Source organism: Streptococcus mitis (assembly GCF_003944325.1).
Classification (GTDB): domain Bacteria; phylum Bacillota; class Bacilli; order Lactobacillales; family Streptococcaceae; genus Streptococcus; species Streptococcus mitis_CW.
This window is the reverse complement of sequence record NZ_RJPX01000001.1, coordinates 15,409-37,111: the sequence shown is the minus strand read 5'-3', so window position 1 is coordinate 37,111 and position 21,703 is coordinate 15,409. Positions and strand designations below refer to the sequence as shown.

The following is a 21,703-nucleotide window of genomic DNA, read 5'->3' as shown; positions in this document are numbered from 1 at the left end:
GACGGGTAAAAATAGTTTAAATGTTAAATCGAAAGGATTGTATATGTCAAAAGCAAAGAAAATATGTTTCATTATTTTCTGTATTTTAATCTTGACAATTTTTCTTCCTGTTTTGATAGATTATCATCAAGTTAGTGATCTAGGCATTCAGCTATTTAGCTGGAGACAGAATCATTTCGTTGAATTTTATCTCTCTAGATATATATTCTGGGGGATAGTGGCTCTATCAACTTTAGTTTTGTTATCGATGTTAGTTGTGTTGTTTTATCCTAAACGTTATTTGGAAATTCAACTTGAAACTAAAAACGATACATTGAAATTAAAGAATTCAGCAATCGAAGGTTTTGTTAGAAGTTTGGTGAGTGATCATGGATTGATCAAGAACCCAACTGTTCATGTAAATTTACGAAAAAATAAATGTTTCGTTCATGTAGAAGGTAAAATTCTTCCTTCGGACAACATCGCTGACAGATGCCAACTAATTCAAAATGAAATAACTAATGGATTGAAGCAGTTTTTTGGTATTGAGCGTCAGGTTAAACTAGAAGTTCTAGTAAAAGACTACCAGCCTAAACCAAAACCTCAAAACAAAAAGACTGTTAGTCGTGTGAAGTAAGGAAGTAAAAAATGGAATGGCTTAAACAATATCGATATCCAATAATCGCAGGTCTTATAGGCGTATTTCTCGCTTGTTTGATTGTCTCCTTTGGCTTCTTCAAAACAATATTTGTATTGATTTTAGGAGCACTGGGAGTTGCAGCTGGATTATATATCGAAAAAAACTATATAGATAAATAAAAAAAATAAAAATTACTAATTTAATTAAAGGAGTTTCATATGTCAAACGAAAAAAACACAAACACTAACGTAGAAAAGAAAGATGCTACTGCTGTAGCTCACGAAATCAAAGGGGAACTTACTTACGAAGATAAAGTTATCCAAAAAATCATTGGTCTGTCACTAGAAAACGTTTCAGGTCTTTTGGGAATCGACGGTGGTTTCTTCTCAAATCTTAAAGAAAAAATCGTTAACAGCGATGACGTAACAAGTGGTGTTAACGTAGAAGTTGGTAAAACACAAGTTGCAGTTGACTTAAACATTATTGCTGAGTACCAAAAAAATGTTCCAGCTTTATATTCAGAAATCAGAGAAATCGTATCTTCAGAAGTTGCTAAAATGACTGACTTGGAAGTTGTTGAAATCAACGTAAACGTTGTCGACATCAAAACTAAAGAACAACATGAAGCAGACTCAGTAAGCCTTCAAGATCGCGTATCTGACGTTGCTGAATCAACAGGAGAATTCGCTTCAGAACAATTCGAAAAAGCTAAATCTGGTCTTGGATCTGGTTTCTCAACTGTTCAAGAAAAAGTTAGCGAAGGTGTAGAAGCTGTTAAAGGTGCAGCAACTGGTGTAGTATCTCACGAAAAAACTCGTGTAAACTAAGATAAAATAAATATAACAGGAGAAATTATCATGTCAGTAGAAGAAAAATTAAATCAAGCTAAAGGTTCTATTAAAGAAGGTGTTGGGAAAGTCATCGGTGATGAAAAAATGGAAAAAGAAGGAGCAGCTGAAAAAGTTGTTTCTAAAGTAAAAGAAGTTGCTGAAGATGCCAAAGACGCTGTAGAAGGCGCTATCGAAGGTGTTAAAAACATGTTGAGTGGCGACAATAAATAAGGCTAAAAGTTACTTTATCTTTTTAGTAACATTAGTCAAAAGAGTCTGAGTCAAAATGATTCTCAGAAAACAAAAAGCTAGAGATTTCCAATTGCGGAACTCTAGCTTTTTAATTTTGCCTCTTTCTCTTATTATATTTCAGCAGGTTGTTGACCGTTAGTACGAATCCCATGTCAATTCTCACTTGACGCTTACCTCTCAGATGACATCTCTTATAACCACGCAAACCTTTATCTGCCCAAAGACAGATTTCATATCAATCTTACGTTTAGCGAAAATTTGTCTACCCTTGGAAGATAAAAGTGACTGATATTCTTTAGTTTTTAAACACTGGTAACGTTCATTCATATACAGTCCCTTTTGAGGGGCTGATTCAGGTTCATAATCGCAGTCAACATTGATTTCAAGGATTTTTACTTTCTATCTACTCTTTTTCATTATGTATTTTCGTATAGGTGTTTCAACAATTTGAACGATTTCAAATCCTTCTTTTTGGTAAAGATTTTGAGCTCTTTGATTTGCCTCGAAGACATTTAGAGAAATAGTATCTATGTCTTCATTTTCAAATGCCAAACTAACAAATTTCCTTAAAACTTGGCTACCTAAGCCTTGCCCCTGTTTCTTGGGGGTGATAAAAAATCTTCCAATATGAAGATTACTGTCTTCTTGCCTGATTTTCTGGATGAGCCCCACAAACTCTTGTCCTTCAAAGATTGAAAAGATTCCTTCCAAATCTTGCAAGGCTTGAAGGGTCAGTGGAAAAGGAATCATTGTTCCCATCCATTGTTCTTGAAAGGATTTGCCAAGGGAGTTGGACCATTGGCATACGAATTGAGCATTTTCTGGGCTCACATTTTCTTCAAAACTAATTGTCATCTTGACCTCACTATCTTGTCTATGTTTCTTTATTATACTACTTCTCCTATTTTTTACGAATAGATAAGTATGATTGATATTTATTTTTTTCTTGTCGGGAGCATTCTCGCTTCCTTTCTTGGTTTGGTCATTGACCGTTTCCCTGAGCAATCTATTATCAGTCCAGCCAGTCACTGCGATTCCTGTCAGATTCGCTTGCATCCTTTAGATTTGATTCCTATCCTCTCGCAGATCTTCAATCGCTTTCGCTGTCGCTACTGCAAGAATCCTTATCCAGTCTGGTATGCCCTTTTTGAACTAGGTTTAGGCCTCCTCTTTCTAGCTTGGTCTTGGGGATTACTTTCCTTGGGACAAGTCATCCTAATCACTGCTGGTTTAACTTTGGGTATCTACGACTTACGCCATCAGGAATATCCCTTACTAGTCTGGATGACTTTCCACCTAATCCTCATGGCTTCCTCTGGCTGGAACCTGGTCATGGTCTTCTTCCTTATCCTTGGGATTTTAGCTCATTTTATCGATATCCGCATGGGCGCAGGGGATTTTCTATTTCTAGCTTCCTGTGCTCTCGTCTTTAGCGCGACCGAATTACTGATCTTGATTCAGTTTGCTTCTGCGACGGGGATTCTAGCCTTTCTCCTACAAAAGAAAAAGGAAAGACTTCCTTTTGTGCCTTTCCTCTTACTCGCTGCTTGTGTGATTATTTTTGGTAAGTTACTGCTTGTTTGATAAAGTCCTGAATCGGCTCTCCTTGATGGAGAGCTTTTACGATTTTTGAACCGACGATAACGCCATCTGACACCGCATTGAATCGTTCAACATCGGCTTGACTAGATACACCAAAACCTGTCAAGACGGGGATGTCGGCCACTTGATGAAGTTGTGCCAAGTGCTTATCCAAGTCTGCACGGTAATTGCCTGATTTCCCTGTCACCCCATTGATGGCAACGGCATAGACAAATCCTTCTGCCCCATCAATCAACTCTTTCTGGCGCTCAATTCCTGTCGTCAAACTAACTAGAGGAATCAAGGCGATGTCTGTGTCTGACAAAAATGGTTCTACAAAGTTGGCATGCTCATGAGGAAGGTCTGGGATAATCAAGCCCTTAACCGCTGTATCTGCCAAATCTTTGACAAAGTTCTCCACACCGTACTGAAAGAGGGGGTTGAAGTAGGTCATGATGACCAGTGGTACTTCAGTCTGAATGGCTTTCAAGATTTCAACCAAAGCCTGGGTAGAAGTTCCGTGGGCCAGACTGCGCAGACCTGCTTCTTCGATAACAGGTCCATCTGCAACAGGGTCTGAAAAGGGAATGCCCACTTCAATAGCAGAGACACCCAAATCTTCTAAAAAGTGGATTGTTTCTCCCAGTCCATCCAAACCTTTCTCATGGTCTCCAGCCATGATATAGGGAACAAAAATTCCCTTTCCAGCTGCTTTTATAGCATTCAATTTTTCTGTTAATGTCTTAGGCATGAGCTTCTCCCTTCTTTGCTGCATCTGCTTCCAAGCGGTCCTTGACTTGAACCACATCCTTGTCCCCACGACCTGATAGACAGACAATCATAGACTTGTCTGGGCCCAGTTCTTTGGCCAATTTCACCGCAAAGGCTATCGCATGGCTAGATTCTAAGGCTGGGATAATCCCTTCCACACGAGACAAAAGTTGGAATCCTTCCAAGGCTTCTTCGTCTGTCACAGGAACATAGCTGGCACGTTTAATATCGTGGTAGTGAGAATGTTCTGGACCGATACCAGGATAGTCCAATCCTGCTGAGATAGAGAAGGCTTCAAGAATTTGACCATGGGCATCTTGGAGCACATCCATGAGAGAACCGTGAAGGACACCCGGACGACCCTTAGTCAAGGTAGCAGCGTGGTGCTCTGTGTCTACACCAAGTCCAGCTGCTTCAGCCCCATACATAGCTACAGACTCATCTTCTACAAATGGATGGAAGAGACCGATAGCATTAGAACCACCACCAACACAGGCTACTAGGGCATCTGGCAAATCTTGACCTGTCAAGTCACGGTACTGTTGTTTAGCTTCTCGACCGATAACACTTTGGAAGTCACGAACAATTTCTGGGAAAGGATGAGGTCCCAAGGCAGAACCAAGGATATAGTGAGTATCATCGATATTAGCCACCCATGAACGAAGGGCTGCATTGACAGCATCCTTGAGCACGCGCGAACCATCTGTCACTGCCTCAACCTTGGCTCCTAAAAGCTCCATACGGAAGACATTGAGGGCTTGGCGTTTAACATCCTCCTCACCCATGTAGATAGTACATTCCATGTTAAAGAGGGCTGCAGCAGTTGCAGTTGCTACACCGTGCTGACCAGCACCTGTTTCAGCGATAATTTTCTTTTTGCCCATGCGTTTAGCCAGAAGAACTTGTCCTAAGGCATTGTTAATCTTGTGGGCCCCCGTATGGTTAAGGTCTTCACGTTTAAGATAAATCTTGGCTCCGCCAATATGCTGGGTCAAGTTTTTTGCGTAGTAAAGAGGAGTTTCACGCCCCACATACTGGCGCAAGAGTTGGTTTAATTCCTCTTGGAAACTTGGGTCTGCCTGACTTTCACGGTAGGCCTTCTCCAACTCCAAAACTGCTGTCATCAATGTTTCTGGGACGAAACGTCCACCGAATTTTCCGTAAAATCCATCTTTATTTGGTTCTTGATATGCCATTCTTTACCCTCTCTATAAATCTTCTAATCTTTTCATGATCTTTTTGTCCGTCTGTCTCCACTCCGCTTGATACATCGACTGCATAAGGAGTAAAGTGTTGAATTGCTTTTACTACATTGTCTTCATTAAGCCCACCTGCGATAAAGAAAGGCTGAGTTAGTCCAATAGTATCCAGTTGAGCCCAGTCAAAGGTCTTGCCACTTCCTGCCACAGGGGCATCAAAGAGTAGATAGTCTGCCTGAGAATTGGGCACATGACCCTCTCCATCCACCTGCACAGCCTGAATACTGGCACAAGGCAAATTCTCAAACAAATCATCTGCCACCTGACCGTGAACTTGAACCAAGTCCAAGCCAACTTTGTCAATGACTTCTAGCAGTTCTGCCCGACTTGGTGAAACAAATACACCAACCTTTTTGACATCTGCAGGAATAAGCTTTGCAAGCTCAGCAGCCTGATCCAAGGTCACCTGTCTTTTACTAGGTGCGAAGACAAAACCGATGTAGTCTGCTCCTGCTGATACGGCTGTTTCCACCACTTCTTTGGTCGATAGTCCACAAATTTTAACCTTTGTCAATCTGCAACTCCTTGATTCTCTGGGCTACATCTTCTGCCTGCATGAGAGCTGTCCCTACTAAAATTCCGTTAAAATATGGTGCTACTCGTTCCGCATCCTGCCCTGTGAAAATAGCAGATTCAGAAATGTAATAGTGATTTTCCTTAAAGTGCTGGGCCAAGTCTACACTGGTCTGCAAGTCAACTTCAAAGGTAGTCAAGTTGCGGTTATTAACCCCGATAATCTGGGCACCAAGTCTATGAGCCACCTCTAGTTCAGCAAGATTATGCGTTTCCACCAAGACTTCCAGACCAAGCTCTGTCGCATAGTCATAGAGTTCCTTGAGACGTTCTTCTGACAAGGCAGCCACAATGAGCAAGATGACTGTCGCACCGGTATTGCGAGCGCGGATGATTTGCTTTTCATCGATGATAAAGTCCTTGTTCAGCGTTGGAATGTTTACCTGACTGGAAATCTCCCGTAGATAATCCAAATGTCCTTTAAAGAAAACTTCATCTGTCAGAACAGAAATCATCACTGCGCCGTTCACTTCATAAGTCTGGGCCTGTTGCACAATATCCACATCAAGATTGATATCTCCCAGACTAGGACTAGCCTTCTTGACCTCAGCGATTACCTGTAAACGGTCTTGGTGATTCTTCAAAAATTCTGCCAAGCGATAGGTCTGACGCAAGGGCTGGATTTCCTCCAGCTCCATCTGATCAACCTCACGCGCCTTCTGCTCCAAAATTCGTGCTAAAAATTCCTGACTCATTTTTGGTACTCCTGTAACAGTCTGAGTTTTTCAAGAGCCTTGCCACTAGCAATCACTTGACGAGCTAAGGCAACTCCATCCTTGATATTATCTACCTTACCATTAGCATAGAAACCAAGACCAGCATTTAAAACTGTAGTTTCCAAGAATGGACTTGGTTCATTTTTAAGAACGCTGAGCAAAATTTCTGCATTTTCCTGAGCATTCCCACCACGAATATCTTCGATAGCGTAGCGTTCCATCCCCAAATCCTCTGGAGTAAAGCTTGACAAGGTAATTTCGCCATTTTCAAGAAGAGCAATGTTAGTTGTTCCATTCAAACCAGCTTCATCCAGCCCTTCTGGTCCAGCAACCACGATAGCGCGTTTGCGACCCATATTTTTCAAAACCTGAGCTGTACTTTCCAGAAGTTCTGGACGACTAATTCCAAGAAGCTGTGTTTCCAAGGCCATTGGGTGAATCAGGGGACCAGTCAAATTCATAATCGTTGGAATTCCCAATTCCAAACGAGCTGGCATGATGTATTTCATGGCTGGATGCATATTTTTGGCAAAGAGAAAGACGATTCCAGTTTTATCAAAGACCTTACCTAGTTCAGCTGGTTTGAGGTCTAGGTTGATACCCAAGGCTTCGAGGACATCTGCAGAACCAGATTTAGAAGAAATCGAGCGGTTCCCGTGTTTTGCCATATGAACACCACCACCAGCCAAGACAAAGGCTGCAGTTGTGGAGATATTAAAGCTGAAAGACTTATCTCCACCTGTACCACAGTTGTCCATGGCATCATGAATCTCAGTTGGAATATGTTGAGCATGTCCTCTCATGACTTGGGCAATGGCAGTGCGTTCTTCAGGTGTTTCCCCCTTCATCTTAAGAGCCAAAAGGAGAGAAGCAATCTGTGCCTCTGTTACACGCCCAGTTACGATACGCTCAATGACATCCGTCATTTCCACGCCTGATAAATTTTCAAATTTTGCTAGTTTTTCAATAATCTCTTTCATCCTAATTTCCTCACTTTACAACCTTCTCGATAAAATTCCGAATAGAAGACAAGCCATCTGGCGTTCCGATACTCTCTGGATGGTACTGGAAGCCATAAATTGGAAGTGTTTTGTGTTGAATTCCCATAATGGCCTGGTCATCAGTCGAACGAGCTGTCACTTCAAAGTCTTCTGGCATTTCTTCAATCAAAATACTGTGGTAACGCATGACCGCACGGCCATCCTCAATGCCTTGATACAAAACAGATGGCGCTTCAAAGCTGATATTGCTCTGTTTCCCATGCATGACTTTTGGTGCCAAGCCTAACTTCCCACCAAAGACTTCTGCGATGGCTTGGTGACCCAAACAAATCCCTAGAATCGGTTTCTTGCCTGCAAAGTCACGAATCATATCTTCCATCTTTCCAGCATCAACTGGCCAACCAGGACCAGGAGAAAAGACCAGACCATCTGCTTTTTCAGCTTCTTCATACAGCTTAGGATCATCATTTCTCAAGACCTGGACTTCTGCAAAATTCCCAATGTATTGCGCCAAGTTATAGGTAAAAGAATCATAGTTGTCAATCAATAAAATCATGGTCTTAGTTCTCCAATTCTAGTCATAGATTTTGCCTTATTAATGGTTTCTTGGTATTCATTTTGGGCTATAGAGTCATAGACAATCCCTGCCCCAGCCTGCACATAGGCTGTTTGATTTTTGAGAATCATCGTTCGGATGGCAATGGCGAAATCCATATCACCCGTCGCTGACAAGTAGCCGATTGCTCCTGCGTATACGCCTCGTTTTTCCGTTTCTAGTTCATAGATGCGTCTCATAGCCCGAATCTTTGGTGCTCCTGAAACTGTTCCAGCTGGAAGTGTAGATTTCAAAGCATCCATGGCAGTTAATTCTGGAAGCAAACGCCCCTTGACCACGCTGGTCAAATGCATAACATAGCGGAAGAGCTCCACTTCCATATACTTAGTAACTTGGACACTTGCCGTTTCAGAGATGCGACCAATATCATTGCGCCCCAAGTCTACCAACATCCGATGCTCTGCTGTTTCCTTCTCATCAGAGAGGAGGTCTGTTGCCAAAGCCTTGTCCTCTTCATCCGTAGCCCCTCTTGGTCGTGTACCAGCAATCGGATTGGTTGTCACGATACCATTTTTAACTGAAACCAAACTTTCAGGACTGGCACCGATGATTTGATAATCCCCAAAATCATAGAAATAGAGGTAATTTGATGGATTGGTCACGCGAAGATTTCTGTAGAAGTCAAATGGATTTCCAGTAACTTCTGCTGAGAAACGCTGACTGAGTACACATTGGAACATATCCCCGTTACGAATCAAGTCACGAGCTGTTTCCACCATTTCCTCAAACTTCTGAGGAGCAATATGCGGTTTGAAGTCCAGCGGAGATAGATCCAAGTCTTCAAATTCATTTGGAGCAGGGATGCGTAATTCCTCAAGCACTTGGTTCAAGGCTTTTTCCAAATCCTCTTGACTACGCTCGCTGTAAAGAGCATCCTCGATAACATGGATTTTTTCCTTCTTGTGGTCAAAGACCATATAGCTCTCATAAACAAAGAAATGCATGTCTGGAGTCCCAATTGTATCCTCAGGAATTTGACCAATTTCTTCATAAAGAGAAATCATATCGTAACCGACAAAGCCAATAGCTCCCCCACCAAAAGGTAGATCTGAATGGTGCTGGCTCTTATGAGTCACTTCATAAAGGAAATCCAAAGGATCCCGATCAATCACTTGACCATTTTGATAAAGGACTCCATTTTCAAACTTAATCTCAAAAACTGGATTATAGGCTAGGATAGAAAAACGAGCGGTTTCCTTGTCTCTCGGAATACTTTCTAAGATAACCTTGTGTTGCCCCTTTAGGCGCATATAAGCCAAGATTGGTGATAAGACATCTCCATGAATGATTCGTTCCATTGTAATTTCCCTTTCAGTTCTAATTCTAGTCCGTGGCGACTGTATGAAAAATCCCCACGCAAAATAACTTGCGTGAGGACGAAATTCGCGGTGCCACCTCAATTATAGGATTTCTCCTATCTCTCATTCCTGTCTCAGATACATCCTGTAACAGGCTGTGCGATAAAGGGCACTCCCTTGAGAATTATGTTTTCTTCTCTTGTTTCAGATGGACCCAACCTTACAGCTTTCTCTGCTTGTTTCCAGCAACCACAAGCTCTCTGTGAGAGAAAAGACTGTAATTTTTCCATCTATTATTTTTTAGCTTCTAGGTAGTCTGCAATCGCAGCTACGTCCTTGTCTCCACGACCAGAGACATTGATGATAATAATGTCATCTTTACTTAGTTTCGGTGCACGTTTAACCGCTTCTGCGATAGCGTGCGAACTTTCAATCGCTGGGATAATTCCTTCTGTCTTGCTTAGAAGGAGCAGGGCTTGAACAGCTTCTTCATCTGTCGCAGCGACATATTCCACGCGACCTGAATCTTTGAAGTAGGCGTGTTCTGGGCCAACCCCTGGATAGTCCAAACCAGCTGAGATAGAGTAAACTGGAGCCAGCTCTCCATCTTCCTTAAAGACTGCATAGGTCTTCATACCGTCGACAATTCCGATACTACCTTTTGTCATAGTAGCTGCGTGCTTGTCTGTATCAAGTCCATGACCAGCAGCTTCGACCCCAACCAATTTGACTTCTTCATCAGCCACATACTGTGAAAAAGCACCGATAGCATTGGAACCACCACCCACACAGGCAATAACGTAGTCTGGTAAACGACCTTCTTTTTCTAAGATTTGACGACGAGATTCTTCACTGATGACCTTTTGGAACTCATGAACAATTGTAGGATAAGGATGAGGGCCTACGGCAGATCCCAAAACGTAGAAGGCTTCAAGGTCATTCATCCATGCTCCAAAGGCTGCATCTACCGCATCCTTGAGAGTTCGTGTCCCTGTTTCAACTGCGTGAACAGTTGCTCCCATCATCTCCATACGGAAGACATTGAGACGTTGACGCTCCACATCCTCTGCCCCCATGTAGACATCACAGGCCATACCAAACTTGGCTGCAGCCGCTGCTGTCGCAACACCATGTTGACCAGCTCCTGTTTCTGCGATCACTCGTTTTTTGCCCATACGTTTAGCAAGAAGAATTTGTCCTAAAACGTTATTAAGCTTGTGAGAACCCAGATGGTTAAGGTCTTCGCGCTTGAGATAAATCTTAGCCCCACCTAGGTGATCTGTCAAACTTTCTGCAAAATAAAGCGGTGTTTCGCGACCTGAATAGTCTTTTAAGTAATGGCGAAACTCTGCCAAAAACTCTGGATCATCCTTGTACTTGTCAAATGTCACTTCCAACTCATCCAACAAAGCCTGAATTGGCTCCGGTACAAAACTACCACCAAATTGTCCAAAATAACCTTTAGTTGTCATAAAATTTTTCCTCTCTCAGTATTGATTTCAAGATATGAAAAAAGCCCACACACAGATTGAATTCTGTGTGAGGGCGTTAGTAACGCGGTGCCACCTCAATTATAAAGGGACTATCCCCTTTACATCTCTACCTTGTCTAACAACAAGTTGCACTGTAAGGTGTGCGCACCGAATTTTCATTGTTTCAAATTCATTTTTTAAATCAGCCCACTTTCACTACTTCCAACCACCTGTTCACAATCACCACAGGCTCCCTGAAGATCAAAAATAGTTACTTTTCTGATTTGTTGAACTTATTTTAATACTTTGTTTTTTCTTTGTCAAGACTTTTTTACGATTTTTTTGATAAAGTTAGCACTTTTTCAGAAACTGTTTTGAAAGTCTCAATGATATAGTCTACTTCTTCATCGCTTAATTTAGTGTGAAGAGGGAGTGTAATTTCATTTTCAAAGAAGGCATAGGCCTTAGGATAATTCGCCATATCAAAGCCAAGATTCTTATAGGCTGTCAAGAGAGGAAGCGGTTTGTAGTGTACATTACTTGCAATTCCTGCTTTAGCCAATTCTTGGATGATGAGATTGCGTTCTTCTAGGCTAGCACCTTCTACATGGGTGATGTAGAGGTGGCGTGAAGATTCGACACTATCAGTCTTGTGTGCCAATGGACGGATACGAGAACCTGCAAAACCACGATCATAACGGTCCACGATGTCCTTACGACGTTGTAGCAAACCAGGGTAACGGTCCAATTGTACCAAACCAAGCGAAGCCATGATATCGGTCATATTGCACTTGTAGGCTGGTGTGACGATATCATATTCCCATGAACCCAGTTGCATCTTAGCAAGGGCATCCTTTGTTTGACCATGAAGGGAAAGGATTTGGAATTCCTTGTACATCTCTTCGTCATCAATCGCTGGATTGGCCTTCCAAGTCGCACTTCCACCCTCCGCAGTTGTAAAGTTCTTAACGGCGTGGAATGAAAAGGAAGTAAAGTCCGCGATAGAACCAGCAGGTTGTCCTTTATATGTTGAGCCCAAAGCGTGTGCACTATCAGAAACAATCACAATACGGTTAAAGGCTTTTTGCCACTTGCTTGCAGCAGTAAAGAGATCACGTTTCTTCTCCACAACTTGGAACAAACGGTCATAGTCGCAAACAATCCCCGCAAGCTCAACAGGAATAATCACCTTAGTCTTTTCAGTGATAGCTTGCTCCAGCAGGTCATAGTCCATCTCAAACGTATCTGCTTGAATATCCACCATGACAGGCGTTGCTCCTACGTGCGTGATGACACTACATGAAGCTGTGTAAGTCATAGCTGGAACGATGACTTCATCACCAGGACCCACTTCCAAGACGCGCAAAATCAACTCAAGAGCGGCAGTTGCAGAGTTGAGGCAGACAGTCTTAGGCGTCTGTGTATATTGAGACAAGCGACGCTCCAGTTCTTTTGTCTTAGGACCTGTTGTGATCCAACCAGAACGCAGGGTATCTGCTACTTCAGCAATTTCTGCTTCCGTAATATCGGGTGGTGAAAATGGAATATTGTAATTTGGCATTGATTTGCTCCTTTTGTCTGTACTCATTTTCTTATAACTACTTTATTTTAGCACTTCAAACACGGTTTGAAACATGATTTTGATGTCTCCAAGGAAACTAAATTCTCGGAGATAGTCGAGGTTATAGCGCATCTTTTCAGGAAGGACATGTTCGACATAGGCTTGGTCAACTGACAGACCTTTCTCCGTCATTTGACTGATGATAGTGTCCTCATCCTTGTAGTTGATGCTAGCTGGAGAGGTAATTCCAGCTGGTAAAAGCAAGGTCGCCATCATTTCAGGGCTATACTGTTCTGTATAACGTGGCACTTCAGGACGCGTCCCAACAAAGGACATCTCGCCTTTAAGAACATTAACCAGCTGAGGCAGTTCGTCCAAACGCACACGGCGGATGAAATTTCCAACCTTGGTAATACGGCTGTCGTTAGCAGAAGTTACCAGACTGCCTTTTTTATCCGCATCCGTTACCATGGTACGGAACTTCCAAATCTTGAACCGACGGTTGTACTGGGTCACGCGCTCTTGTTTGTAAATCACTGGCCCCTTGCTATCCAACTTGATCCAAATGCTCAAGATGAGAAAGATGGGAGAGGTCAGAACCAGTACAACCAAGGCCAAAACCCAGTCCAAGCAACGCTTGAAAATCAGCGAACCCTTCCTTTTAGAGACAAGCTGGTAGTAAGACTCAACCTCGCTTGATTTCATTTCCACGGGCAAGTCTTCCCATTTCAGCATGCTGTTTCTCCTTTGTTTTTATTATACTATTTGTCAACATTTTTCATTATACCACAAAATGGAAAAGGCGGTGAAAGAAATCTGTAATTTGAAGGATTTCCTTCTTATACTCAATGAAAATCAAAGAGTATTAGGACATGGCCCCTGCCTGCAAGCTATACATCTTGTGATAGGTTCCTCCCAAGGCCAAGAGTTCCTCATGGGTTCCCCTCTCGATAATGCGCCCCTTGTCCAAAACATAGATACAGTTGGCGTCTTGGATGGTAGAAAGGCGGTGGGCGATGGCAATGGTTGTCCGCCCCTGTCTCATCTTAGCCAAAGAAGCTTGAACCAAACTTTCTGTTTCAGAGTCAATATTGGCAGTCGCTTCATCCAAAATCAGGATTTTAGGCTGGCTGGCAACTGTTCTGGCAAAAGCAAGAAGCTGACGCTGTCCAGTAGAAAAGCTCGAACCACGCTCAGACACAGGAGCATCATAACCCTGTGGAAGATCTTGAATAAAGGAATCTGCATCGACAAAAGCTGCTGCAGCCTGAACCTGCTCATCACTAAGATTTTGGTACATGGCGATATTGGACTTAATAGTCCCATGATAGAGGAAGGGTTCTTGCAAGACCAGCCCAATATTTTTTCTCAGTTCTTCCTGACTGTAGTTCCTAATGTCCACACCATCCAAGAGAACTCGCCCTGACTGAAATTCATAAAAGCGCATGAGGACATTGATAATAGACGATTTCCCTGAACCTGTATGACCTACAAAGGCAATGGTTTCTCCCCTGTTAACTGAAAAGGAAATATCATCCAGAATCGGATGTTTCCCGTCATATGAAAAACACACATGTTCAAAACGGATATTGCCTTCTTGGACTTTGGCTTGCCCATCTTTTTGAAGAGGCTCATAGGTCCTCTCGTCAATCAAGGCAAAGACACGGCCTGCAGACACCATGGAAGTTTGAAGGGTTGAAAAGTTTTGCGTTACTTCAATCAAAGGGTCAAAAAGACGATTGATATACTGGATAAAGGCATACATGGTTCCCGCCGTTATCCCGATAGAAAGACCACGATAACCAAAGTAGGCCATCAAAACTGCATATCCTAGAAGTTTCAGCAAACTCATGGCAGGGCGCAAAAAGAGGGCATCCAAGGCTACAGAACGGTTGGCATAGATCAAGTGTTCTTGGTTGATTTCATCAAACTCTGACTGTAGGCGCTTCTCTTGATTAAAGGCCTGGATTATTCTGATTCCCTCGATGTTTTCAGCCAGCTTGCTATTGATATCTGACAAGAGACTTCTGGTTTTCTCAATGATTTTCACTGATTTTTTCCGATAGAGATTGACCAAAAGGAAAATCAAGGGGAGAAAGAGCAAGACTAATGCTGTCAAACGAAAATCCAACACCAACATGGTATAAAGGGTTGTCAGAAAGATGAAAACTGCTGAGATAAAGCTAGATAAAATCCCTGAAAACATATCACTGATAGTCTCGGTGTCATTTGTCAAACGAGAGACGATAGAGCCTGCTGGTGTCTTGTCAAAATAAGACATGCCCAGCTTTTTCATATTGGCAAAGGCATCGCAACGAATATCCCTAACAATACTGTAAGACACGCGCGCAAAGAGAAGATTGCCGACATACTGGACCAGAGTTTGTAGGATATAAAGGCCATAGTAGACCAGCAAAACTGTCACAGCAAGTTGGTTGAGATTACTGAGATACTGGTCAATAAAATGGGAAGCCACAAGGGGAATGACACTTTTAATGACCGTCGTCGCTAGTAGAAAACTGAGTGCCAAAAAGGTAAGGAGCCCATAAGGCTTGAGATAGGACATCAAGCGCTTCAATACAACCCATTGTTCTTGTTTATTCTGCATCTTCTTCTCCTTTCATTTCCAGCTGCTGAGACTGATAGGTTTGGGCATACCAGCCATCCAGGGCAAGCAGGTCATCGTGCGTGCCCCGTTCGATGATTTGGCCATTTTGCAGAACCAAAATCAGATCTGCATGGACGACTGCACTGAGGCGATGAGCTGTGATAATGGTTGTCTTGTCCTTTCGTGTCTCCTTGAGATTGTCGATAATCGCATACTCTGTCTTGGCATCAACGGCTGACAAGGAATCATCTAGAATCAAGATTTCAGGGTCTAAAATCATAGCCCGACTCATAGCCAGACGTTGCTTTTGCCCACCAGAAAGACTAACCCCTTTTTCACCAATCAACGTATCAAATTCCTGAGGCATGGCTACAATGTCTTGGTAAACTTGGGCTAGCTTAGTCGCTTCCTCTACTGCTGAGAGGGGTAAATCAGGATTGCCAAAGCGGATATTGTCTAAGATAGAAGTCGCAAAGAGAAACTGGTCCTGAGGAACATAGCCCATGAGACTACGAAGGTCTGTCAGACGATAGTCCCGAATATCGTTACCATTTAGATAAATAGCTCCCTTATCCACATCGTATTCACGCAAGAGGAGTTTGATTAAGGACGTTTTCCCAGAGCCTGTCTGCCCGACCAAGCCCAGAGTTTGCCCTTTTTCCAAACTAAAGTGAATATCCATCAGTGTTTCCTCATTTTCAAAGGCAAAGCTGTCAATGGCATATTCCAAACGTCCATTTTCAATACCGTCCAGAGGAAACTCTGGGTCTTTTACTGGAGATTCCTGAGACAAAAGATTTTCAATACGCTGGTAAGAAACCTTGCCTCGCTGAGTGATATTAAAGAGGAAACCAATGGCCATAAGAGGCCAAACCAGCATATCCAAGTAGCTGATAAAGGTAACTAGATTCCCAACCGTGATTTGCCCTTTCTGAACCATCAAGGAGCCGACCAAGAGGGTTAAGACATAGGATGAACCAACAAATAAGAGAACCATAGGGTCAAAGAGACTATCGTATTTCATGGTTTGCAGGTTCTTTTGGAAGGTCAATTCATTGACTGCCTGGAAAGACTTCAACTCGTCCGCCTGGTAACCGAAAGACTTGGTCACTTTAATACCTGATACGGACTCTTGTACCTTGTTATTGAGTTCGGAAAAGGCGGCTTGCGATTCGCCAAAGGCCTTGTGGGTCTTTCTCCCTAGACGACTGGTCGCATAAGCCATGAAAGGCAGGGGCAAAATGGCAACTAGCGTCATTTGCCACGAAATGCTAAAGAGCATGGTCAGCAAGGTCACTAGAGCCGTGATAGAAGCATCCACCGCAGACATAACACCTCCCCCTGCGAGACGGGTTAAGGCATTGATATCGTTGGTGGCATGCGCCATCAGGTCCCCCGTCCGATAGGTTTGATAAAAGGCTGGAGACATTTTTGTGAAATGCTCAAACAAGCGAGACCGCATAATCTGCCCCAGACGGTAGGAAGTCCCGAGGATATACATCCGCCAAACATAGCGCAGATAGTACATCCCAAAAGCTGCAAGAAGCAAATAAAATAGGTCAAGAAGAAGGTCCTGCTGGCTTAATTGCCCCAATGTAATGGCATCAATGACCCGCCCCATAACCATAGGTGGAATGAGATTGAAAACGGAAACCAAGACTAGGGCCACAATCCCGACTAAATAACGGCGTTTTTCTAACTTGAAAAACCACCAAAGTTTTTGAATAATGGACATAAAATCCCTTTCTGATTGCAAATGGAAACCTGAGGCAGAGACCTCAGGTTTTTCTTATTCATAGGTTACGACTGTCACCGCACCCTTGTCATACTCAGCGATAAAGATATTGGCTACATTGTCATGCCCTTGTTTGCTGAGGTTATCAAGCAGCCACTCTTCGCTGCGACCAATCGATTCCAAGACGTCTACTTGAATGACACCATCAGTCACAACTGGATACTTAGGATTTTCATCTCCCATTTGGACCACGATGAGTTGGCCATTTTGCTCTTGCACAGCTCGTTTAACTTGCTTCATCTGGAAAATCCCTTGGCTACGAAGTTTGAGAGCTACATCCGCTGCAGACAAACCAACTGAACGACAGGCTTCTGGGTCAATCTTCCCATTTTTGATGAGCAGAGTCGGTTTTCCATCAATCAAGCGTTTGACAAAACGAACATTGTTATTAAGCCACTTGAGGGTCAAGACCAAAATCGTCCACATCATCAAAATCACTGCATACTGAAGAATACTAATAGAACTATTGTAAATCACCCCACCGATGATACCACCAAGAACATAGTTCTGAATTTGGTCTGTTGCAGAGTTAGGTGCTAGGTTTCCCTTCCCAGTCACATTGATAACAAAAACAAGCGAGAAGAGCCCCAAGGCCAGTTTGATTAAAATTTCCATATAGTTGAGTGTCATTTGTTTACCTCCACCAATTCAATAGCATCTGTTCGATTCAATTCTAATTTCTCTAAAAGATACTTGTCTGGTTGGCTTCCGTTCATGGCGCGGTAGAAATTTGAACCTACCTTGACAAGCGCTCCATCAGTGGTTGCAGAAGTATTGACATAAACTTCTGATTTATCCACTCCCAAGTCTTTGGAAACAACCTCTATGAAATGAAGGGAGGTTTGAAATTGATTGTTAGAGGCTTGATTGGTCTGGTATTTTGAAATTGTCACCAAAAGCATGGCTACTAAGGTCAAGGCTAAAATCATGACCAATTCCCGAAACTTAGTCCCCTTTTTATCTCGATAGGCCTTAAAAGCAAAAAATCCTGTGATAGCTAGGAGGACAATCCCAAAGCCAATCATGACGCCATTTTGCTGACTGATTTGGCTAAGCACATAATCATATGAGTAAAATTTCATTTATTTTCACTCCTTTTCATAAAATCATTCTTCATTATAAACGAAAGAGAGTAATTTTTCAAACCATACGTTGGGGAAATAGACCTTTTTTTGGTATAATAAAATCTATAATCTGAATGAAAAAGGTAACTTTATGAAACTTATCTCATGGAATATTGATTCCCTTAACGCAGCCCTAACTAGTGACTCAGCTCGTGCCAAATTGTCCCAAGAAGTCCTACAAACCTTGGTCGCTGAAAATGCTGATATCATTGCTATCCAAGAAACCAAGCTTTCTGCCAAGGGTCCTACAAAGAAACACTTGGAAATTTTAGAAGAACTCTTCCCAGGCTACGAAAACACGTGGCGCTCTTCTCAAGAGCCTGCCCGTAAAGGCTATGCTGGAACCATGTTCCTCTATAAGAAAGAACTCACACCCACTGTCACTTTCCCAGAAATTGGTGCCCCTTCTACCATGGACTTGGAAGGCCGTATCATCACTCTAGAATTTGATAAATTTTTCGTGACCCAAGTTTACACTCCAAACGCTGGAGACGGCCTCAAACGCTTGGAAGAACGTCAAGTATGGGATGTCAAATATGCTGAGTATTTGGCTGAACTAGACAAAGAAAAACCAGTCCTTGCGACCGGTGACTACAATGTAGCCCACAATGAAATCGACCTTGCAAATCCTGCTAGCAACCGCCGTTCACCTGGATTTACCGACGAGGAACGTGCTGGATTTACCAACCTCTTGGCAACTGGATTTACGGACACCTTCCGCCACATTCATGGCGATGTTCCAGAACGCTACACTTGGTGGGCACAACGCAGCAAGACTTCTAAAATCAACAATACAGGCTGGAGAATCGACTACTGGCTCACAAGTAACCGTCTTGCTGACAAGGTGACCAAGTCTGATATGATCGACTCAGGAGCTCGCCAAGACCATACACCCATTGTCATGGAGATTGAACTCTAAGGAGAAAACGAATGGACTATCAAGCTGTCATTCCCGAGTTTCTCGTATCGAATATAGAGCAGTCTCGTTCCTTCTACTGTGATTTACTCGGTTTTAGGATTGAATATGAGCGCCCGGAAGAAAACTTTCTCTTCCTTTCTCTTGAAGATTGCCAGCTAATGCTAGAGGAGGGGCCAAAGGACCAACTAGCTGAACTGACCTACCCATTTGGTCGTGGAGTCAATCTCTCCTTTGGCATAAAGGATGTTCCAAAACTCTATCAAAAAGTGATGGAGGCAAACTATCCTATTTATCGTCCCTTAACCAAAAGAAAGTTTCGTGTTGAGGATCACTATATCTATCCACATGAATTTGCAGTTTTGGATCCAGATGGCTATTTTTTAAGATTTAGCGAGTAGAATAATAAAGACTGGGTAAAGTCTTTAAAATCAGAAAAAGGCATATTGTCAGGTCTTGAAAAAACTTGATGATATGCCTTTTATGATGGAAAAATCTTCTAAATGTTAGTCAATAACTGATTTTTTGCCCATTTTTATTATATTCGTTCGTTTTTTAAATCAAAACACTAACAAAACAGTTGATTTCTAAAGTTATTTAGTGTAAAATAAAAACATTGGCACAAGCCTATTTTAAATTAAATATCATTTTACTTGTTTATGTCGTGAATTGGCACGATGTTTCTACAAGGTGCCGTAACACCTAACAATAAGTAAGTCAGAAGTGGGGTATGGTCGTTTTTGCCATGCCTATTTTGGGGACTTACTTAGAGATTAAGTAGGTCCTTTTTCTATCAGTTTTATTAGGTAGAAATCTGAAACAAGCAAATGGATTGGCTTTTAGACTTTAGGAGGTCTCATGAAATTATTAGAAGAGCGCATCCTCAAGGATGGGCATATCTTGGGTGACAACATTCTCAAGGTAGATTCCTTTTTAACCCACCAAGTTGACTTTAGCTTGATGCGAGAGATTGGTAAAGTTTTTGCGGAAAAATTTGCTGCTACTGGCATTACCAAGGTCGTGACCATTGAAGCGTCGGGTATTGCCCCAGCCATTTTTACAGCTGAGGCCTTGAATGTTCCCATGATTTTCGCCAAAAAAGCTAAGAACATCACTATGAACGAAGGCATCTTAACTGCCGAAGTTTACTCCTTTACCAAGCAAGTGACCAGCACCGTTTCTATCGCTGGAAAATTCCTCTCACCAGAGGACAAGGTCTTGATTATCGACGATTTCCTTGCTAATGGCCAAGCTGCCAAAGGCTTGATTCAAATCATCGAACAGGCGGGTGCAACAGTTGAAGCTATTGGTATCGTGATTGAAAAATCCTTCCAAGATGGCCGTGATTTGCTTGAAAAAGCAGGCTATCCTGTCCTATCACTCGCTCGTTTGGATCGTTTTGAAAATGGTCAGGTCGTATTTAAGGAGGCAGATCTCTAATGCAAACTCAAGAAAAACACTCGCAAGCAGCCGTTCTCGGCTTGCAGCACTTACTAGCCATGTACTCTGGATCCATCCTGGTTCCCATCATGATTGCGACTGCCCTTGGCTATTCAACTGAGCAGTTGACCTACCTGATTTCTACAGATATCTTCATGTGTGGGGTGGCAACCTTCCTCCAACTCCAACTTAACAAATACTTTGGGATTGGACTACCAGTCGTTCTAGGAGTTGCTTTCCAGTCGGTCGCTCCCTTGATTATGATTGGACAAAGTCATGGTAGTGGTGCTATGTTTGGTGCCCTTATCGCTTCAGGGATTTACGTGGTTCTTGTTTCAGGTATCTTCTCAAAAGTGGCCAATCTCTTCCCATCTATCGTAACAGGATCTGTTATTACCACGATTGGTTTGACCTTGATCCCTGTCGCTATTGGAAATATGGGCAATAACGTTCCAGAGCCAACTGGTCAAAGTCTCTTGCTTGCAGCTATCACTGTCTTGATTATTCTCTTGATTAACATCTTTACCAAAGGATTTATCAAGTCTATCTCTATTTTGATTGGTCTAGTTGTTGGAACTGCCATTGCTGCTAGCATGGGCTTGGTTGATTTCTCTCCTGTTGCAGCAGCACCACTTGTCCATGTCCCAACTCCCCTCTACTTTGGGATGCCAACCTTTGAAATCTCATCTATTGTCATGATGTGTATCATCGCAACGGTTTCTATGGTTGAGTCTACTGGTGTTTACCTAGCTTTGTCTGACATCACAAAAGATCCGATCGACAGCACGCGCCTGCGTAACGGTTACCGCGCAGAAGGTTTGGCCGTACTTCTCGGAGGAATCTTTAACACCTTCCCTTACACAGGATTTTCACAAAACGTCGGTCTGGTTAAATTATCAGGTATCAAGAAACGCCTGCCAATCTACTACGCAGCTGGTTTCCTGGTTCTCCTTGGACTCCTTCCTAAGTTTGGCGCCCTTGCCCAAATCATTCCGAGTCCTGTCCTCGGTGGTGCTATGCTGGTGATGTTTGGTTTTGTATCGATTCAAGGGATGCAAATCCTCGCCCGCGTTGACTTTGCTAACAATGAACATAACTTCCTCATCGCTGCTGTTTCAATCGCTGCAGGTGTCGGACTCAACAACAGTAATCTCTTTGTCAGCATGCCAACAGCCTTCCAAATGTTCTTCTCAAACGGAATCGTCGTAGCCAGCCTACTCGCCATTGTCCTCAATGCCGTATTAAATCATAAAAAGAAATAAGAAAAAGAG

Annotated in this window: 24 protein-coding genes, 1 pseudogene, 1 riboswitch and 2 other annotated features; of the genes and pseudogenes, 9 read left to right on the top strand and 16 right to left on the bottom strand. The window is 42.7% G+C overall.

Annotated elements, in window-relative coordinates; all coding sequences use genetic code 11:
• Positions 1-43: 43 nt before the first annotated feature.
• The 4 genes from amaP to D8787_RS00185 are packed head-to-tail and all read left to right on the top strand — an operon-like array spanning position 44 to position 1,680.
• Positions 44-616 (top strand): alkaline shock response membrane anchor protein AmaP, encoded by a 573-nt coding sequence (gene amaP, locus D8787_RS00200; protein ID WP_020901648.1) that lies wholly within the window; start codon positions 44-46, stop codon positions 614-616.
• Positions 617-627: 11 nt separating this feature from the next.
• Positions 628-798, top strand: coding sequence for a DUF2273 domain-containing protein (locus D8787_RS00195; protein WP_000455066.1), 171 nt, complete (start codon positions 628-630; stop codon positions 796-798).
• 39 nt (positions 799-837) lie between these two features.
• Complete coding sequence (locus D8787_RS00190; protein WP_000064112.1) at positions 838-1,446, top strand: Asp23/Gls24 family envelope stress response protein; 609 nt, start codon at positions 838-840, stop codon at positions 1,444-1,446.
• A gap of 30 nt (positions 1,447-1,476) precedes the next feature.
• On the top strand, positions 1,477-1,680 hold the full coding sequence (locus D8787_RS00185) for a CsbD family protein (RefSeq protein ID WP_000109962.1): 204 nt from the start codon (positions 1,477-1,479) through the stop codon (positions 1,678-1,680).
• 109 nt (positions 1,681-1,789) lie between these two features.
• On the opposite strand, the pseudogene D8787_RS12160 reads toward D8787_RS00185, so the two are convergent.
• Together D8787_RS12160 and D8787_RS00175 are read right to left on the bottom strand one after the other, a co-directional pair.
• Positions 1,790-2,061: pseudogene (locus tag D8787_RS12160) on the bottom strand (transposase); the annotation flags it as partial.
• 39 nt (positions 2,062-2,100) lie between these two features.
• Entirely contained in the window at positions 2,101-2,556 is a 456-nt protein-coding gene (locus D8787_RS00175; protein ID WP_125420005.1) for a GNAT family N-acetyltransferase, read from the bottom strand.
• A gap of 69 nt (positions 2,557-2,625) precedes the next feature.
• On the opposite strand from D8787_RS00175, the gene D8787_RS00170 reads away from it, so the two are divergent.
• Complete coding sequence (locus D8787_RS00170) at positions 2,626-3,285, top strand: prepilin peptidase (RefSeq protein ID WP_125420003.1); 660 nt, start codon at positions 2,626-2,628, stop codon at positions 3,283-3,285.
• On the opposite strand, the gene trpA is transcribed toward D8787_RS00170, so the two are convergent.
• The 14 genes from trpA to D8787_RS00100 form a co-directional block, all read right to left on the bottom strand.
• Positions 3,257-4,033: a tryptophan synthase subunit alpha gene (gene trpA / locus D8787_RS00165; RefSeq protein WP_001127008.1), complete on the bottom strand. Its 777-nt coding sequence runs from the start codon at positions 4,031-4,033 to the stop codon at positions 3,257-3,259. The genes D8787_RS00170 and trpA overlap by 29 nt on opposite strands.
• Complete coding sequence (gene trpB, locus D8787_RS00160; RefSeq protein WP_000331265.1) at positions 4,026-5,249, bottom strand: tryptophan synthase subunit beta; 1,224 nt, start codon at positions 5,247-5,249, stop codon at positions 4,026-4,028. The genes trpA and trpB (D8787_RS00160) overlap by 8 nt, the downstream gene beginning before the upstream one ends.
• A complete protein-coding gene (locus tag D8787_RS00155; protein WP_125420001.1) occupies positions 5,227-5,826 on the bottom strand; it encodes a phosphoribosylanthranilate isomerase in 600 nt (199 codons plus the stop codon). The genes trpB (D8787_RS00160) and D8787_RS00155 overlap by 23 nt, the downstream gene beginning before the upstream one ends.
• Positions 5,813-6,580, bottom strand: a complete 768-nt coding sequence (trpC, locus tag D8787_RS00150) for an indole-3-glycerol phosphate synthase TrpC (protein ID WP_125419999.1) — start codon at positions 6,578-6,580, stop codon at positions 5,813-5,815. Before trpC ends, D8787_RS00155 begins: the two co-directional genes overlap by 14 nt.
• Complete coding sequence (gene trpD, locus D8787_RS00145) at positions 6,577-7,581, bottom strand: anthranilate phosphoribosyltransferase (protein ID WP_084933201.1); 1,005 nt, start codon at positions 7,579-7,581, stop codon at positions 6,577-6,579. Before trpD ends, trpC begins: the two co-directional genes overlap by 4 nt.
• 10 nt (positions 7,582-7,591) lie before the next feature.
• On the bottom strand, positions 7,592-8,158 hold the full coding sequence (locus D8787_RS00140) for an aminodeoxychorismate/anthranilate synthase component II (protein ID WP_084890039.1): 567 nt from the start codon (positions 8,156-8,158) through the stop codon (positions 7,592-7,594).
• On the bottom strand, positions 8,155-9,516 hold the full coding sequence (gene trpE, locus D8787_RS00135) for an anthranilate synthase component I (protein ID WP_070480307.1): 1,362 nt from the start codon (positions 9,514-9,516) through the stop codon (positions 8,155-8,157). Before trpE ends, D8787_RS00140 begins: the two co-directional genes overlap by 4 nt.
• 71 nt (positions 9,517-9,587) lie before the next feature.
• Positions 9,588-9,819: a binding site (T-box leader), on the bottom strand.
• Positions 9,810-10,988: a tryptophan synthase subunit beta gene (gene trpB, locus D8787_RS00130; protein ID WP_000208439.1), complete on the bottom strand. Its 1,179-nt coding sequence runs from the start codon at positions 10,986-10,988 to the stop codon at positions 9,810-9,812. (Overlaps the previous feature by 10 nt.)
• Before the next feature lie 66 nt (positions 10,989-11,054).
• Positions 11,055-11,285 (bottom strand) — a binding site (T-box leader).
• Positions 11,286-11,319: 34 nt separating this feature from the next.
• Positions 11,320-12,549, bottom strand: a complete 1,230-nt coding sequence (locus D8787_RS00125; protein ID WP_185776712.1) for a DegT/DnrJ/EryC1/StrS family aminotransferase — start codon at positions 12,547-12,549, stop codon at positions 11,320-11,322.
• A 42-nt stretch (positions 12,550-12,591) separates the two neighbouring features.
• A complete protein-coding gene (locus D8787_RS00120) occupies positions 12,592-13,284 on the bottom strand; it encodes a sugar transferase (RefSeq protein ID WP_101776763.1) in 693 nt (230 codons plus the stop codon).
• A gap of 130 nt (positions 13,285-13,414) precedes the next feature.
• Positions 13,415-15,157, bottom strand: coding sequence for an ABC transporter ATP-binding protein (locus tag D8787_RS00115; RefSeq protein ID WP_125419995.1), 1,743 nt, complete (start codon positions 15,155-15,157; stop codon positions 13,415-13,417).
• Positions 15,147-16,892, bottom strand: coding sequence for an ABC transporter ATP-binding protein (locus D8787_RS00110; RefSeq protein WP_125419993.1), 1,746 nt, complete (start codon positions 16,890-16,892; stop codon positions 15,147-15,149). The genes D8787_RS00115 and D8787_RS00110 overlap by 11 nt, the downstream gene beginning before the upstream one ends.
• A gap of 54 nt (positions 16,893-16,946) precedes the next feature.
• Complete coding sequence (locus D8787_RS00105) at positions 16,947-17,582, bottom strand: DUF421 domain-containing protein (protein ID WP_112443820.1); 636 nt, start codon at positions 17,580-17,582, stop codon at positions 16,947-16,949.
• Positions 17,579-18,034, bottom strand: coding sequence for a DUF3290 family protein (locus tag D8787_RS00100; RefSeq protein WP_125419991.1), 456 nt, complete (start codon positions 18,032-18,034; stop codon positions 17,579-17,581). The genes D8787_RS00105 and D8787_RS00100 overlap by 4 nt, the downstream gene beginning before the upstream one ends.
• 133 nt (positions 18,035-18,167) lie before the next feature.
• Here D8787_RS00100 and D8787_RS00095 point away from each other — a divergent pair, with 133 nt between their 5' ends.
• From D8787_RS00095 to D8787_RS00080, 4 genes are all read left to right on the top strand, one after another.
• A complete protein-coding gene (locus tag D8787_RS00095) occupies positions 18,168-18,995 on the top strand; it encodes an exodeoxyribonuclease III (RefSeq protein WP_125419989.1) in 828 nt (275 codons plus the stop codon).
• Positions 18,996-19,006: 11 nt separating this feature from the next.
• On the top strand, positions 19,007-19,393 hold the full coding sequence (locus tag D8787_RS00090; RefSeq protein ID WP_125419987.1) for a bleomycin resistance protein: 387 nt from the start codon (positions 19,007-19,009) through the stop codon (positions 19,391-19,393).
• Positions 19,394-19,625: 232 nt separating this feature from the next.
• Positions 19,626-19,721: riboswitch (purine riboswitch) on the top strand.
• A gap of 129 nt (positions 19,722-19,850) precedes the next feature.
• Complete coding sequence (locus D8787_RS00085) at positions 19,851-20,432, top strand: xanthine phosphoribosyltransferase (RefSeq protein ID WP_125419985.1); 582 nt, start codon at positions 19,851-19,853, stop codon at positions 20,430-20,432.
• Entirely contained in the window at positions 20,432-21,694 is a 1,263-nt protein-coding gene (locus tag D8787_RS00080; RefSeq protein WP_033684818.1) for a nucleobase:cation symporter-2 family protein, read from the top strand. Before D8787_RS00085 ends, D8787_RS00080 begins: the two co-directional genes overlap by 1 nt.
• Positions 21,695-21,703 lie beyond the last annotated feature (9 nt).

Bases quoted from the DNA above. Each gene is read 5' to 3' on its own strand.
- amaP (WP_020901648.1), top strand. From the start codon at position 44: ATGTCAAAAGCAAAGAAAATATGTTTCATTATTTTCTGTATTTTAATC.
- D8787_RS00195 (WP_000455066.1), top strand. From the start codon at position 628: ATGGAATGGCTTAAACAATATCGATATCCAATAATCGCAGGTCTTATA.
- D8787_RS00190 (WP_000064112.1), top strand. From the start codon at position 838: ATGTCAAACGAAAAAAACACAAACACTAACGTAGAAAAGAAAGATGCT.
- D8787_RS00185 (WP_000109962.1), top strand. From the start codon at position 1,477: ATGTCAGTAGAAGAAAAATTAAATCAAGCTAAAGGTTCTATTAAAGAA.
- D8787_RS00175 (WP_125420005.1), bottom strand. From the start codon at position 2,556: ATGACAATTAGTTTTGAAGAAAATGTGAGCCCAGAAAATGCTCAATTC.
- D8787_RS00170 (WP_125420003.1), top strand. From the start codon at position 2,626: ATGATTGATATTTATTTTTTTCTTGTCGGGAGCATTCTCGCTTCCTTT.
- trpA (WP_001127008.1), bottom strand. From the start codon at position 4,033: ATGCCTAAGACATTAACAGAAAAATTGAATGCTATAAAAGCAGCTGGA.
- trpB (WP_000331265.1), bottom strand. From the start codon at position 5,249: ATGGCATATCAAGAACCAAATAAAGATGGATTTTACGGAAAATTCGGT.
- trpC (WP_125419999.1), bottom strand. From the start codon at position 6,580: ATGAGTCAGGAATTTTTAGCACGAATTTTGGAGCAGAAGGCGCGTGAG.
- trpD (WP_084933201.1), bottom strand. From the start codon at position 7,581: ATGAAAGAGATTATTGAAAAACTAGCAAAATTTGAAAATTTATCAGGC.
- D8787_RS00140 (WP_084890039.1), bottom strand. From the start codon at position 8,158: ATGATTTTATTGATTGACAACTATGATTCTTTTACCTATAACTTGGCG.
- trpE (WP_070480307.1), bottom strand. From the start codon at position 9,516: ATGGAACGAATCATTCATGGAGATGTCTTATCACCAATCTTGGCTTAT.
- trpB (WP_000208439.1), bottom strand. From the start codon at position 10,988: ATGACAACTAAAGGTTATTTTGGACAATTTGGTGGTAGTTTTGTACCG.
- D8787_RS00125 (WP_185776712.1), bottom strand. From the start codon at position 12,549: ATGCCAAATTACAATATTCCATTTTCACCACCCGATATTACGGAAGCA.
- D8787_RS00120 (WP_101776763.1), bottom strand. From the start codon at position 13,284: ATGCTGAAATGGGAAGACTTGCCCGTGGAAATGAAATCAAGCGAGGTT.
- D8787_RS00115 (WP_125419995.1), bottom strand. From the start codon at position 15,157: ATGCAGAATAAACAAGAACAATGGGTTGTATTGAAGCGCTTGATGTCC.
- D8787_RS00110 (WP_125419993.1), bottom strand. From the start codon at position 16,892: ATGTCCATTATTCAAAAACTTTGGTGGTTTTTCAAGTTAGAAAAACGC.
- D8787_RS00105 (WP_112443820.1), bottom strand. From the start codon at position 17,582: ATGACACTCAACTATATGGAAATTTTAATCAAACTGGCCTTGGGGCTC.
- D8787_RS00100 (WP_125419991.1), bottom strand. From the start codon at position 18,034: ATGAAATTTTACTCATATGATTATGTGCTTAGCCAAATCAGTCAGCAA.
- D8787_RS00095 (WP_125419989.1), top strand. From the start codon at position 18,168: ATGAAACTTATCTCATGGAATATTGATTCCCTTAACGCAGCCCTAACT.
- D8787_RS00090 (WP_125419987.1), top strand. From the start codon at position 19,007: ATGGACTATCAAGCTGTCATTCCCGAGTTTCTCGTATCGAATATAGAG.
- D8787_RS00085 (WP_125419985.1), top strand. From the start codon at position 19,851: ATGAAATTATTAGAAGAGCGCATCCTCAAGGATGGGCATATCTTGGGT.
- D8787_RS00080 (WP_033684818.1), top strand. From the start codon at position 20,432: ATGCAAACTCAAGAAAAACACTCGCAAGCAGCCGTTCTCGGCTTGCAG.